The following is a 13,178-nucleotide window of genomic DNA, read 5'->3' on the forward strand; positions in this document are numbered from 1 at the left end:
TTGGCCCCATGAACGAGAAAACACACCGTTCCGCCGCCGTGCGGGACGGTCTGGGCGTGGGCCTGGCCGTCGGGCTGTCCGGCCTCGCCTTCGGCGCCGCGGCGGTCACCGCGGGTCTCAGCGTGCCGCAGGCGTGCGTGCTGAGCCTACTGGCGTTCACGGGGGCCTCGCAGTTCGCGCTGACCGGCGCGGTGGGCGCGGGCGGCGACCTGGTGGCCGCCACGGCGGGCGCGCTGCTGCTCGGCGGCCGCAACACCCTGTACGGCCTGCGCCTGGCCGACCTGCTGCGGGTGCGCGGCGCGCGCAGGTGGCTGGCGGCCCAGGGTGTGATCGACGAGACCGCGGCCGTCTCGCTCGCCCAGCCCGACCGGGACGGCGCCCGTACGGCGTTCGTGGCCACGTTCGCCAGCCTCTACCTCACCTGGAACCTGACGACGCTGGCCGGCGCGTACGGCACGTCGTTCCTGGGCGACCCCGGCGTGCTGGGGCTGGACGTGGTGGGCCCGGCCGCGTTCCTGGCCATCCTGTGGCCGCGCCTTGCGGCCAGTGCCGAACTGCGCCGGCTGGCGACGGTCGCGGCGGTGATCGCGCTGTGCGCCACCCCGTTCCTGCCGCCCGGCGTGCCCGTGCTGCTGTCGGCCGCGGCGGTGCTGGTGGTGATGGCGCGATGACGCTGTGGTGGGCGATCGCCGCGGTCTGCGCGGGCTGTTACGCGCTGAAGCTGGCCGGGCTGGCCGCGCCGCGGCGGGTGCTGGACCGTCCCGTGGTGCGCAGGTTCGCGGAGTTGGTGCCGGTGGCGCTGCTGGCGGCGCTGATCGCGGTGCAGACGTTCACCGAGCAGGGCGCTTTGGGCTTCGACCCGGCCAGGACCGCGGGGCTCGGTGCGGCGGTCGTCGCGCTGCTGCTGCGGGCGCCCTTTCTGGTGGTCCTCGTCGCGGCGGCCGCCGTCACCGCGCTTGTGCGAATGTTTATGGGGTAGTCGCGGTGGATGTCCGATTCAGCGGGGATGGTCGGTGGCCGCTATCGGCTGCTCAGGACGATCGGCCGGGGCGGCATGGGCACGGTCTGGCAGGCCCACGACGAGGTGCTCGGCCGTGACGTGGCCATCAAGGAGATCCTGCCGCCGCCCGATCTGAGCGAACCCGAGCGCGAGGTGTTCGCCGCTCGCACGTTACGCGAGGCCAGGGCGGCCGGCCGGGTGACGCATCCGGGCGTGGCGGCCGTGTACGACGTGCTCCAGGAACGGGGGCACCCGTGGATCGTCATGCAGTTCGTCCGCTCGCGCACCCTCGGCGGGTTCATCCGCGAGGACGGCCCGATGCCGCCTCTGGAGGCCGCGCGGACCGGGCTGCAGATCCTGGAGGCGCTGCGCGCGGCCCATGCGGTGGGCGTGCTGCACCGGGACGTCAAACCGGACAACGTGCTGCTGGCGGAGGACGGCAGGGCGGTGCTGACCGACTTCGGCATCGCCACCACGCAGGACGAGAGCTCCGTCACCGCCACGGGCGTGCTGATCGGCACTCCCGCCTTCATCTCCCCGGAACGCGCGGCGGGCGGCCGGGCCACCCCGGCCTGCGACCTGTGGTCGCTGGGCGTGACGCTCTACATGGCCGTCGAGGGCCACTCCCCCTTCCAGCGGGACAACGCCCTGACCACACTGGGCGCGGTCCTGCACGCCGAGCCGCGGCCGCCGGCCAGGGCCGGCGTGCTGGCGCCCGTCCTGCTGGGGCTGCTGCGCAAGGACCCGGCCGAGCGCATGTCCCTGGAGGAGGCCGAACGGCGGCTGGCCGCGATCGCGGCGGGCGGCGTCCCCGACCAGACGGACCCGTTCCCCAGCCCCCGCCAACCCGACCAGCCAGGCCCGCTCGCCGGCCCCCAGCAGCCCGACCAGACGAACCCGTTCCCTGTGCCGCGGCAGGCGCCGGTCCCGCGCAGGCGCCGGCGGGAGCTTCTGATGGCGGCGCTGGCCGGTGGCGTGCTGCTCGTGGGGATCGTCGCGGGCGGCGTCGTCTGGTGGTCGCAGCGGCCGCGTGAGCTGCCGCGCGCCCCCGCCCCTGTGCCCACGTCGGCCGTGACCACCTCCGCCGCGCCGACCTCGCAGGCCCCGCGGACCTCGCCTCACTCCCCGCAGTCCTCGTACTCCCCGTCCGCACCGCCCTCGCTGTCCTATCCGCCTTCGCGGCCCGCGCCGTCCTGGACGGTTTCCGAGAGCCCGGTCCCGCGGGACACCCAGCCGAAGTCGAAGACGCCGGACGGCGACAGGAGCCCGTCCGGCGAGCCGACCCCGACGACGTCCGAGCGGGAGGAGGAAGAGGAGCAGGAGAGCCCTCGCGAGTCACCCGGCAGCCAGGTCGAGCCGTCGGAGGAGGAGCAGGAGTGATCAGGACTCGTCGCGGACGATGTCGAGCGCCTTCTGCAGGTCCTGCGGATAGTCGGTGCCGAACGACATCCACTCGCCCGTCGAGGGGTGCTCGAAACCGAGCGCGACCGCGTGCAGCCACTGCCGGGTGACGCCCAGCCGGGCCGCGAGCGTGGGGTCGGCGCCGTAGAGCAGGTCGCCGACGCAGGGGTGGCGCAGCGCCGCCATGTGCACCCTGATCTGGTGCGTACGCCCGGTTTCCAGCTTGATGTCCAGCAGCGACGCCGCCCTGAACGCCTCGACGGTGTCGTAGTGGGTGATCGACGGCTTGCCGCCCGCGACCACCGCGAACCTGCCGTCGCCCGACGGGTGGCGGTCGATGGGCGCGTCGACCGTGCCCCTGAAGGGGTCGGGGTGCCCCTGCACCAGCGCGTGGTAGCGCTTGTCGACCGTGCGCTCCTTGAAGGCCCGTTTGAGGTGGGAGTAGGCGTGCTCGCTCTTGGCCACGACCATCGCGCCCGTGGTGTTGGCGTCGAGCCGGTGGACGATGCCCTGGCGTTCGGCGGCGCCGCTGGTGGCGATCGTGTGGCCGGCTCCGAGCAGGCCGCCGATCACGGTGGGGCCCGTCCAGCCGACGGTCGGGTGGGCGGCCACCCCGATGGGCTTGTTGACCACGACGATGTCGTCGTCCTCGTACACGATGGTCATGCCCGCCACCGGCTCGGCCACCGGCATGGGCGTGGTGACCGGCGGGGGCATCGTCACATCGAGCCACGCGCCCGCCCGTACCCGGTCCGACTTGGCCGGCTGCCTGCCGTCGACCAGCACCTCGCCCGCGACGATCAGCTCGGCCGCGCGGGTGCGGGAGAAGCCGAACAGCCGCGAGAGCGCGGCGTCGAGCCGCTCGCCCTCCAGCCCGTCGGGCACGGGCAGGCTACGCTGGTCACTCACCCTTCTCCTCCTCCTTGGAGCCGTCGATCTGGACGTTGCGCCAGGCGAGGATGACCGCCAGGATGCCGCCGCAGACGATGGCGGAGTCGGCGATGTTGAAGACGGGGAAGTAGTCGATGATCGGGAAGTGGCCGGGGAACACCTCGATGAAGTCGACCACGTGGCCCTGCAACTGCGTCGAGCGGCCGATGCCCGACGGGTAGCGAAGGAGCCTGTCGGTGAGGTTGCCGAGCGCCCCGCCGAGGAGCAGGCCGAGCGTGACCGCCCAGGCCCGGCTCCCGAGTTTGCGGGCGAAGCGGACGATGGCGACGACCACGCCCGCGGCGATGCAGGTGAAGACGAAGGTCATTCCGGTGCCGATGCTGAACGCGGCACCGGAATTGAAGATCACCCGGAACTGCAGCACGTCCTGGATGACGACCAGCGGAGGCTCGCCCTCGAGCGTCCGCAGCACCACCGTCTTGGTGATGAGGTCGGCCGTGTAGATCACGGCCGCCAGCACGACGAGGACGGCGAAGAGGCGACCGCGTGGTCTGCCTACCGGCGTTCCTCCTTCTGCTTGCAGGCCACGCACAGCGTCGCCCTCGGGAACGCCTGCAGGCGTTCCTTGCCGATCGGCTTGTGGCACGATTCGCACACTCCATAGGTCCCTGCGTCGATCCTGGCGATCGCACGTTCGTTCTGCGCGACCAGGTCGCGCGCATTCAGGGTAAGGGCGATCTCGCGTTCTCGCTCGTACGTCTTGGCTCCCGCATCCGCCTGGTCGTCGCCGGCCCCCTGCGTGACGTCCCCAGAGGCTATCTCCGATTCGTGGCGGGAAATGTCCGCCTCGAGCTCGTCGATCTCCTTCTGGAGCCTGCCGCGTACCTCGGCCAGCTCCTCGTCCGACCACGTCAAAGGTGTCGTGGTCTGCGTGACTGCCGCCATGGCTGCCTCCATCGCTGATCAAGGTCGTGAATGGTGCGGGCAGCTTAGGATCCTGATAACGGAACGGCAAACGACCCGCCGGACGGTTTACCTCCCCCGTACTATCCCGCCTCGCGCATTCAACTCCTCCTCAGAGGCGTCCATTCCCACAACTTTGTCGGCTTTACGACTTGCGTACCGAGAGCCGCCAAGATGAGGGCCTGTCACCAGGGAAACCCGGAAGCCTTCGCTCCCACTCTGCGTTATGGTTTGAGACTGCAAGGCGTTGATGGGGCCCGACTGTGAGGGATATCACCCCGGAGCCGCCGGAAGAACGGCTCGGCTGAGCTCATTAGACCCGGCAGCAGATCAAACGAAGAGGGCCTCGCCCACGCGGCGGGGTCAAGAAGGGTGGTACCGCGGAGCCTCGTGCTTCGTCCCTTCACGCTAGCCATGTCGGCCGTACGAAGCGTGGAGGTCACGCCCGAAATGTCATCGTTCCGCCCTCTTCCCGCGCAGGTTGACCTGCCCGCGCTCGAGCGCGAGGTTCTCGACCGCTGGCGGGACGGGAAGATTTTCGAGCGTTCCGTGGAACAGAACGCCGGCGGCCCCTCATGGGTCTTCTACGAGGGCCCGCCCACCGCCAACGGTTTGCCCGGCGTCCACCACGTCGAAGCGCGCGTGTTCAAGGACCTGTTCCCGCGTTACAAGTCCATGCGCGGATTCAGCGTCCCGCGCAAGGCCGGCTGGGACTGCCACGGGCTGCCGGTCGAGGTCGGCGTCGAGCGCGAGCTCGGCCTGTCCGGCAAGAAGGACATCGAGGACTACGGCATCGCCGAGTTCAACGCCAAGTGCCGCGAGTCGGTGCTGCGGCACGTGGACGCCTTCGAGCAGCTGACCGAGCGGATGGGCAACTGGATCGACCTGTCCCAGGCCTACCGCACCATGGACCCGTCCTACGTCGAGTCGGTGTGGTGGTCGCTGAAGGTCATCTTCGACAAGGGGCTGCTCTTCCGCGACTTCCGCATCACGCCTTACTGCCCCCGGTGCGGCACCGGCCTGTCCGACCACGAGCTGGGCCAGCCCGGCGGCTACGAGACCGTCTCCAGCCCGTCGGTCCACGTCCGCATGCCCGTGACGTCCGGGCCGCTGGCCGACCTGGGCGCCTCGCTGCTGGTCTGGACGACCACGCCGTGGACTCTGGTGTCCAACACCGCCGTCGCGGTGCACCCCGACGTCACCTACGTCGCGGCCCGCACGGCCGGCGGCGAGGTCCTGGTCGTGGCCGAGCCGCTGCTGGCGGTCCTCGGCGAAGGGGCCACCGAGGTGGCCCGCTACACCGGCCGCGAGCTGGAGCGCACGCCGTACTCCCGCCCGTTCGAACTGGTCGACATCCCCGACTCCCACTACGTCGTGCTCGGCGAGTACGTCACCGTCGAGGACGGCACCGGCCTGGTCCACCAGGCCCCGGCCTTCGGCGCCGACGACCTGAGCGTGACCAAGCAGTACGACATGCCGGTCGTCAACCCGATCGGCCCCGACGGCCGCTTCCTCGACGACGTCCCCATGGTCGGCGGCCGCTTCTTCAAGGACGCCGACGAGGAGCTGACCGACGACCTGCGCACCCGCGGCCTGCTGTTCCGCGGCGGCCACTTCGAGCACAGCTACCCCCACTGCTGGCGCTGCCACACGCCGCTGCTCTACTACGCGCTCCCGTCGTGGTACATCCGCACCACCTCGATCAAAGACCAGATGCTGGCCGAGAACGCCGACACCAACTGGTACCCCGAGACGATCAAGTGGGGCCGTTTCGGCGAGTGGCTGCGCAACAACGTCGACTGGTCGCTGTCGCGCTCGCGCTACTGGGGCACGCCGCTGCCGCTGTGGGTGTGCTCGCAGGACGAGTCCCACGTCACGTGCGTGGGCTCGATGGAGGAGCTGGGCTCTCTGGCGGGCCAGGACGTCTCGGCGCTCGACCCGCACCGCCCCTACGTCGACGACGTGACCTTCGCCTGCCCGTCCTGCGGCGCCGAGGCCCGCCGCGTGCCCGACGTCATCGACGCCTGGTACGACTCCGGCTCCATGCCCTTCGCCCAGTGGGGCGAGCGCGGCAAGCCCGAAGGCCTGTACCCGGCGCAGTTCATCTGCGAGGCCACCGACCAGACGCGCGGCTGGTTCTACTCGCTGATGGCCATCGGCACGCTCGTCTTCGGCCAGTCCTCCTACGAGAACGTGCTCTGCCTCGGCCTCATCCTGGCCGAGGACGGCCGCAAGATGAGCAAGCACCTGGGCAACATCCTCGAGCCGATCCCGCTGATGGACGAGCACGGCGCCGACGCGCTGCGCTGGTTCATGGCCTGCTCAGGATCGCCGTGGGCGGCCCGCAGGGTGGGGCACAACGCCCTGGAGGAGATCGTCCGCAAGGTCCTGCTGACGCTCTGGAACACCTCCTCGTTCTTCACCCTCTACGCCAACGCCGAGGCGTGGTCGCCGTCCATGATGGCCCAGGCCACGCCGGCGGCCGAGCGTCCGCTGCTCGACCGCTGGGCGCTGGCCGAGCTGCACAAGACGGTGGCCGAGGTCACGGCGGCCCTCGACGTCTACGACACCCAGCGCGCCGGGCGCAGGCTCGCCGATTTCCTCGACGACCTGTCCAACTGGTACGTACGCCGCTCGCGCCGCCGCTTCTGGCAGGGCTCGCCGGAGGCGTTCGCGACCCTGTACGAGTGCCTGGAGACGGTGCTGCGGCTGATGGCGCCCATCGTGCCGTTCGTCACCGACTACCTCTGGGACGTGCTGCGTCCCGCCGACGCGCCCTCCTCCGTGCACCTGGCCACCTGGCCGCAGGTGCGCGAAGACCTGCTGGACCCGGCGCTGTCGGACCGGATGGCGCTGGTGCGGCGGCTGGTGGAGCTGGGCCGCTCGGCGCGGGCGTCCTCGGGCGTCAAGACCCGGCAGCCGCTGCGCCGCGCCCTGATCGGGGCCCACGGGTGGCCGTCGCTGCCCGAGGAGCTGCGTGGGCTGGTGGCGGACGAGCTGAACGTCGGAGCCCTTGAGGACATGTCCGGATTCAGCGCCGATCTCATCTCCTACTCGGTCAAGCCCAACTTCCGGGCGCTGGGCAAGCGTTTCGGCTCCCAGACCAAGCTCGCCGCCGCCGCGGTCACCGCCGCCGACCCCACCCGCGTCGCCCGAGCCCTCCGCGCCGGCTCCACGGTCATGGTCGAGGCCGACGAACTGGGCGAGATCATGCTCGGCCCCGACGAGGTCATCGTCACCGAACAGCCCCGTTCCGGCTGGGCCGTCGAAACGGGCGCCATCGGCACGGGCACGGGCGAGACGGTGGCCCTGGACCTGGAGCTCACTGACGAGCTGCGCCGGGCCGGCCTCCTGCGCGAGGTCATCCGCCTGGTCCAGGAGGCCCGCAAGTCGACCGGACTGTCCATCACGGACCGGATCGAACTGTGGTGGACGTCCTCCTCCCCCGACCTCGCCACGGCACTGCGATCCGAGGGCGGGGTGGTGGCCGAAGAGGTCCTGGCGATCACGGTCACGGAGGGCACAACCCAGGACCTGCCGTCCCACACGGACGAGGACCTGGGCCTGACCTTCCAACTCCGCCGCGCCTAACCTCCCCGAAGCGGCACCGCCAACCACATTGGCGGTGCCGCCCAACCCCCACCAGAAACAGTGCACGGCGAAATGCCGGGCATGCACCAGTCGTCCTCGTGTCCTGGCACCGGTGGACAAAGCCTCCGGCCCGGGTGACACGTCCCCCAGGACACTGCCGATCCGGCGCGCACGGCGAGGGTGGCCCGCGTCGCCTGGGCACGGGGCGTGCTGATGTCAGAACGCTAAAACTTGATCACCAAGAGTTGCCGAGGGGCGGCGTCAGCCGCCCAGACGGCTCTCAGGGGACGGCGCTCAGCTCACCGTCTCGCGGTCGTGCTGGCAGACCGAGCAGCTCGTCAGCCCGGCCGCTTCGGCCGCGGCGAGGCTCATCGTCTCCACACCGTTGTCACCGGCGCCCCGAATCAGTGGGCATGCGGTGCTGTGGTAGCGACGGGTGCCCACGATGACCTTCACGGTCGCCGAACGTTCGGTCTTGGCCTCCGCGGGCTGCTCGCCCTTGGCACCCGCCTCGGGCGTCTTACCCGACGATGACGGCCCGCTGTCCTTCGAGCTCGAAGCAGCCGCGCCGGTCTTGGACGGTGCGGGCGATCCACCGGTCTTCGACGTCGAGGACGATGCGCCCGTCTTCGACGATGCCGCCGACTCGCCGCTCTTCGGCGATGGCCCGGCTCCCTCGCCCTTGGACGCGCTCGTACCCGAAGCCGGCGCGCCCGTCTTGGGAGTTCCTGGCTTCCCGGCACCCGCCGCCGGAGCACCCCCAGCCGAGGCACCAGCCGTCGACGCGCCCTTCCCCGGGGCTCCCCCTCCGGAAGCACCCCCAGCAGAGGCACCAGCCGTCGATGCGCCCTTCGTCGAACTCCCCGCCGTCGGCGCACCCGCCCGAGATGGGCCCGCAGGTGAGGTGCCCGGCCGCTGAGGGCCGGTCCTGATGGCTGCTGTCGTGGAGGCGTCACCCTTCGGCGGCGTGGCCTGGGCGAACGTCTCGGTCCTGGCGGCCGGGCTGGACGAGGGGCGCTCGGGGCCGGACTTGCCCGCCGGCCTCGCCGGGGCACCCGTGGGGAGCGGCCCCTTCGGCTTGGCCTCGGACTCGGCGGAGGAGGCGGGCCGCTCGGGCAGCCTCACGGTTTCCGAGGCCGACGCGGGGGCGGCTCCAGAAGGCCGCTTGGACGGCCCCGCGGCCCCTCCCGATGCCCCAGGGCGCACCGAAGAGGGCACGCGCGGCTGCGGCGCCGTAGCGGGCCCTGAGGAGTCGTCGTCATCGTCCACGGCCGAGGGCGCGGCCTGTCCGGGCTTGCCCGGCTTTCCGGCGGCGGCCTGGCCCAGCTTGGCTGGCCCCGGCTGCTCGGGGGACGAAGAGAGCTTGCCCGCGGACGGCGAAGACGCCCCGGCACCCGACGCGGCCTTGCCAGTGGCGGAAGAAGGCCCAGTGCTGCCCGACGAAGGCTTGCCGGAGGCGGGAGAAGGCCCACCGCTGCCTGATGCGGGCTTGCCGGTAGCCGAAGAAGGCCCACCGTCACCCGACGAAGGCTTGCCAGCGGCCGAAGAGGGCCGGCCGGGGGTCGGTGAGGGCTTGGCGCCCGGCGAAGGCTTGCCGGTCGGCGGCTCGCCCTTGGCGGGCGACTCGGCCCTGGCGGCGAACGGCGGCGGCCGGAAGTAGGAAGTCTGCTTGTCCGCCTGCTCATCATCCGGATCCGGTGCATCGGACTCGGGGGCGGCGGACGTCGAAGATGCGGCCGCGTCTGGGGGGCCGAACCACCCGGTGGCGCCGTCCTCGTGGGCGGCGGGCTCCGGGCTGGGGGTGGAAGCCTTCGTGTCGGGCTTCGGCGGGTTGACCGGCGGACGAAGGTCGCGGGTCTCCGCGGAGTTTCGCGCCCGGCTGTCCACCGTGGCCGCGGAGCCGGGGGCGACGACGGGCTCGGGGTCGGCGGCAGGCGGCAACTGCCGTCCGCCGAGCGCTGCGTCTGGCAGGCACGACGTGCAGGGCGTGAAGCCCTCTTCGCGCGCCTCCTCGTAGGTGAGCTCCTCGTGATCCCGACCGCTCAACTGGCGGCAGCCGGGCACGTGGTAGCGCTTGCGTCCCGGGATCACCAGCACGATCGCGTCCGGCGCGATGCCACTCGCCGCCGGGCGGCGTGCTGCGGGGGCGGGTACGGCCGCCGTCCGCTGCGGCGTCTGCGGATGCGTACGGGGCTGGGGATGCGGCTGGTGAGCCGGCGAACCGGTCTGGCTGTACGGCAGGCCGGGCGGCATGAGCCCCTTCGGGGGGGTGGCCGGCGCAGCGGCCTGCCCACCACCAGGAAACAGCTCATTACGCCGCAAAAACGCCCCGATCACCAGGAACAGCGCGGACAGCACGCTGACCACGATGGACCACATGATCAGGAACGGCTTAGCCAGTACGAAGCCCGCGATCAGCAACACGACCGCCGCGAGCACCAAACCAGCACTGATAAGGATCACAGGGGGCTCTTTCGAGTGACAGGTCCTAGTGACCCGCTACTTTACCGGCGGTCGTTGTGCGGACCGTCACCGCTGGGGAAGACACCCTGGGGAGCCTCGCCGCCGAACGGGCCGGGACCACCGGGAAGAGGCTGCTGGCCACCCTGCTGCACGGCGTGCGACATGGCGGGGGCCGGAGCCTGACCCTGCGGACCACCGGACATGACCGGGAACCCACCGCTGCCCTCGGCGGAGACGTTGAGCTCGGCGAGCTGGTTCTCCAGGTAGAGCTTGAGCCGGCTGCGGTATTCACGTTCGAAGCTACGCAGTTCCTCGACCTTGCGCTCGAGCTCGTCGCGGGTCTGCACCAGCGAGCCCATCGCCTGGCGGTGGCGCTCCTGCGCGTCGCGCTCGAGCGTCTCGGCGCGGGCGCGGGCGTCGCCGATGACCTGCTCGGCCTGGCGGCGGGCCTTGGTGAGGATCTCGTCGGCCTCGCGCCTGGCGCGGGTCACCGTCTCGTCCGCCTCCCGGCGGGCGTCGGAGATCGCCTGGTCGGCGGTCTGCTGAGCGAGGGCGAGCACGCGGGCCGCGGTGTCCATGTTGTCCTCGGCGGGAGGCATGTTCATGGCAACGGGGACCGGCGGCTGCTGCTGCACCGGGGGCGGCTCGGGGGCCCGCATGGGCTCGGGCTGCGGGGGCGGCCCCATCATCTCTGGCTTGGGCTGCTCCTGAACCGGGGCGGAGGCCATGGGCATGTTCATGCCGCCAGGCACCTTCCCGCGCAGGCACTCGGCCAGCTTCGCGCGGAGCTCCTCGTTCTCTTGGATCAGGCGGTCAAGCTCAGCCTCCACCTCGTCGAGGAAGGCGTCGACCTCTTCCTCGTCGTAGCCCGGCCGCAGCCGGGTGGTACTGAACTGCTTGTTCCGCACATCAGCGGGCGTCAGCGGCATTTTTTGGTCTCCTTGGCGCGCTTGGAGTCTGTCCGGAGGACGGTAACCCGAATCACTTCAGCGCGGACACGAGTTGGATCACGACCGGCGCCACCCCGGCCGGCTCACCGCAGCAACCCCGCGATCTGGATCAAGAGCAGGACCACGATGAACAGGACAGTGAAGCTTAGGTCAAAGGCCACCGTACCCAACCGGAGCGGGGGAATGAAACGGCGGAGGAACTTGAGTGGTGGGTCTGTAGCGGTGTATGTGGCTTCGGCCAGCACCAGGACGACCCCCTGGGGTCGCCACTGACGGGCGAAGGCCTGCACCGTCTCGAAGATCATCCTGCCGATGAGCAGCACCAAATAGAGAGACAGAGCAACGACCAAGATCTGACCTATGATCCCCACGGCCCGGCCGCGCCTCCAATCTGATGTGCCCTCCCCGGTCTCGGCGAGACCCGGTTGAGTGCGATAGACATACAGAGACTCTAACTCTGGTTGAAGAACCCGCGTTCCGCGATTCGGGCCTTGTCCTCGGCGGTCACCTCGACATTGGCAGGGGACAACAGGAACACCTTGTTGGTAACACGTTCAATGCTGCCATGTAGGCCAAAGACCAGACCTGCCGCGAAATCGACGAGCCGCTTGGCGTCGCTGTCAACCATCTCGGTCAGGTTCATGATGACCGGGGTGCCGTCCCTGAAGTGCTCTCCGATCGTACGCGCCTCGTTGTACGTGCGAGGATGCAGGGTCGTGATGCGGGCCAGATCGGTCGTGCGGCGCTCCAGGATCGTCGTGGCGGGCCTGGGAGCGGGCACCCCTGTGTCGGGGTCGTCGTCGCGGTCCTGGACCGCGACGGGCCGATCCTCGCCGGTCCGCTGCACCTCGTCGTCGTAGGTGTAATCGTCCGCGTAGGGCTCGTACCTCTCGTAGCGGTCGTCCTCCACGAGACCGAGGTAGACCGCCATCTTGCGCATCGCGCCGGCCATCGCTACGTCGTCCTCCCGCTCATGGTCGCACTCGCTCGGGCCCGTCGCCGGGCGCCGGAACGGCAGCCGTACCCCCTTCGGAGCTCACCGCTGATCGACCCTCTCCTCGGTCGCGGGCCTGGAGACCCACTTGGGGGGACATTACCTGACGAAGGACTTGCGACGACCGAGCAACGCCGTACCGACCCGCACGTGTGTCGCGCCGTAGGCGATCGCCTGGGCGAGATCGCCGCTCATGCCCGCCGAGACCATGGTGGCGCGGGGGTGTTGCTCCTGCACGCGCGTGGCCAGCTCCCGCAGTCTGGCGAACGCCGCGGCGGGGTCCTCCCCCAGCGGCGCCACCGCCATGACGCCGCCCAGCCAGAGCCCGTCGGCCAGCGCCACCTCGTCGGCCAGCGCGAGCAGGTCGGCGGCTCTGGCGCCGCCTCTGCCGGGGTCGTCGTCGAGGGCGACCTGCAGCAGGCACCCCACCCTGCGGCCCTGGCGCACCGCCTCCCTGCTGATCGCCTCCACCAGCCGCAGGCGGTCGACGGACTGGATCACGTCGGCGTACCCGACGACGGAACGCACCTTGTTGGTCTGGAGTTGACCGACGAAGTGCCAGGTCAGCGGGATCCCGGCGAGCTCGCGGGCCTTGGGGGCGGCCTCCTGGTCGCGGTTCTCCCCCACGTCGCACACGCCGAGTTCGGCCAGGATGCGCACGTCCTCGGCGGGCCTGGTCTTGGTGACGGCGATCAGGGTGACCTCGCCGCGGTCGCGTCCCACGGCGTGGCAGGCCTCGGTGATGCGCGCGTCGACCTCGGCGAGCCCGGCGGCGATCTCGTCCCTTCTCACGTGGCTGTCCCCCTCGTTGCCTGCGTCCTCGCCCGTGCGACCGGCGAACGTCTGCTGCACAGCGGGCTCCTTTGCCAGACGGAGTGCGTCGCATACGACGGCGCCGCTCCCGTGTCACTGCGGGGAGCGGCGT

Annotated in this window: 12 protein-coding genes; 4 read left to right on the forward strand and 8 right to left on the reverse strand. The window is 70.9% G+C overall.

Annotated elements, in window-relative coordinates; translation table 11 throughout:
- Positions 1–8 precede the first annotated feature (8 nt).
- The 3 genes from ACFOY2_RS10025 to ACFOY2_RS10035 are packed head-to-tail and all read left to right on the forward strand — an operon-like array spanning position 9 to position 2,380.
- The gene (locus tag ACFOY2_RS10025; protein ID WP_379527679.1) at positions 9–671 is read left to right on the forward strand and encodes an AzlC family ABC transporter permease; all 663 of its coding nucleotides are present in this window, start codon (positions 9–11) and stop codon (positions 669–671) included.
- Entirely contained in the window at positions 668–979 is a 312-nt protein-coding gene (locus ACFOY2_RS10030) for an AzlD domain-containing protein (RefSeq protein WP_379527680.1), read from the forward strand. Before ACFOY2_RS10025 ends, ACFOY2_RS10030 begins: the two co-directional genes overlap by 4 nt.
- A gap of 9 nt (positions 980–988) precedes the next feature.
- Complete coding sequence (locus ACFOY2_RS10035; protein ID WP_379527681.1) at positions 989–2,380, forward strand: serine/threonine-protein kinase; 1,392 nt, start codon at positions 989–991, stop codon at positions 2,378–2,380.
- Here the strand turns inward: ACFOY2_RS10035 and ACFOY2_RS10040 are convergent, their stop codons facing one another.
- The 3 genes from ACFOY2_RS10040 to ACFOY2_RS10050 are packed head-to-tail and all read right to left on the reverse strand — an operon-like array spanning position 2,381 to position 4,237.
- On the reverse strand, positions 2,381–3,310 hold the full coding sequence (locus ACFOY2_RS10040) for an RluA family pseudouridine synthase (RefSeq protein ID WP_379527682.1): 930 nt from the start codon (positions 3,308–3,310) through the stop codon (positions 2,381–2,383).
- The gene (lspA, locus tag ACFOY2_RS10045) at positions 3,303–3,812 is read right to left on the reverse strand and encodes a signal peptidase II (protein WP_379527683.1); all 510 of its coding nucleotides are present in this window, start codon (positions 3,810–3,812) and stop codon (positions 3,303–3,305) included. The genes ACFOY2_RS10040 and lspA overlap by 8 nt, the downstream gene beginning before the upstream one ends.
- A gap of 35 nt (positions 3,813–3,847) precedes the next feature.
- Positions 3,848–4,237, reverse strand: a complete 390-nt coding sequence (locus ACFOY2_RS10050; protein ID WP_379527684.1) for a TraR/DksA family transcriptional regulator — start codon at positions 4,235–4,237, stop codon at positions 3,848–3,850.
- Positions 4,238–4,705: 468 nt separating this feature from the next.
- On the opposite strand from ACFOY2_RS10050, the gene ileS reads away from it, so the two are divergent.
- On the forward strand, positions 4,706–7,846 hold the full coding sequence (ileS, locus tag ACFOY2_RS10055; RefSeq protein ID WP_379527685.1) for an isoleucine--tRNA ligase: 3,141 nt from the start codon (positions 4,706–4,708) through the stop codon (positions 7,844–7,846).
- Between the two features lie 294 nt (positions 7,847–8,140).
- Here the strand turns inward: ileS and ACFOY2_RS10060 are convergent, their stop codons facing one another.
- The 5 genes from ACFOY2_RS10060 to ACFOY2_RS10080 form a co-directional block, all read right to left on the reverse strand.
- The gene (locus ACFOY2_RS10060; protein ID WP_379527686.1) at positions 8,141–10,309 is read right to left on the reverse strand and encodes a hypothetical protein; all 2,169 of its coding nucleotides are present in this window, start codon (positions 10,307–10,309) and stop codon (positions 8,141–8,143) included.
- A 41-nt stretch (positions 10,310–10,350) separates the two neighbouring features.
- Positions 10,351–11,238 (reverse strand): DivIVA domain-containing protein, encoded by an 888-nt coding sequence (locus tag ACFOY2_RS10065; RefSeq protein WP_379527687.1) that lies wholly within the window; start codon positions 11,236–11,238, stop codon positions 10,351–10,353.
- 104 nt (positions 11,239–11,342) lie between these two features.
- On the reverse strand, positions 11,343–11,630 hold the full coding sequence (locus ACFOY2_RS10070; RefSeq protein WP_357806133.1) for a YggT family protein: 288 nt from the start codon (positions 11,628–11,630) through the stop codon (positions 11,343–11,345).
- Positions 11,631–11,710: 80 nt separating this feature from the next.
- Positions 11,711–12,211, reverse strand: a complete 501-nt coding sequence (locus ACFOY2_RS10075) for a cell division protein SepF (protein ID WP_379527688.1) — start codon at positions 12,209–12,211, stop codon at positions 11,711–11,713.
- Between the two features lie 141 nt (positions 12,212–12,352).
- A complete protein-coding gene (locus tag ACFOY2_RS10080; RefSeq protein ID WP_379527884.1) occupies positions 12,353–13,045 on the reverse strand; it encodes a YggS family pyridoxal phosphate-dependent enzyme in 693 nt (230 codons plus the stop codon).
- Positions 13,046–13,178 lie beyond the last annotated feature (133 nt).

The organism is Nonomuraea purpurea (genome assembly GCF_042650645.1).
Taxonomy (GTDB): domain Bacteria; phylum Actinomycetota; class Actinomycetes; order Streptosporangiales; family Streptosporangiaceae; genus Nonomuraea; species Nonomuraea purpurea.

What these genes read in the sequence shown, in the direction of transcription:
- ACFOY2_RS10025 (WP_379527679.1), top strand. Translation starts at nt 9, where the DNA reads ATGAACGAGAAAACACACCGTTCCGCCGCCGTGCGGGACGGTCTGGGC.
- ACFOY2_RS10030 (WP_379527680.1), top strand. Translation starts at nt 668, where the DNA reads ATGACGCTGTGGTGGGCGATCGCCGCGGTCTGCGCGGGCTGTTACGCG.
- ACFOY2_RS10035 (WP_379527681.1), top strand. Translation starts at nt 989, where the DNA reads ATGTCCGATTCAGCGGGGATGGTCGGTGGCCGCTATCGGCTGCTCAGG.
- ACFOY2_RS10050 (WP_379527684.1), bottom strand. Translation starts at nt 4,237, where the DNA reads ATGGCGGCAGTCACGCAGACCACGACACCTTTGACGTGGTCGGACGAG.
- ileS (WP_379527685.1), top strand. Translation starts at nt 4,706, where the DNA reads ATGTCATCGTTCCGCCCTCTTCCCGCGCAGGTTGACCTGCCCGCGCTC.
- ACFOY2_RS10065 (WP_379527687.1), bottom strand. Translation starts at nt 11,238, where the DNA reads ATGCCGCTGACGCCCGCTGATGTGCGGAACAAGCAGTTCAGTACCACC.
- ACFOY2_RS10075 (WP_379527688.1), bottom strand. Translation starts at nt 12,211, where the DNA reads ATGGCCGGCGCGATGCGCAAGATGGCGGTCTACCTCGGTCTCGTGGAG.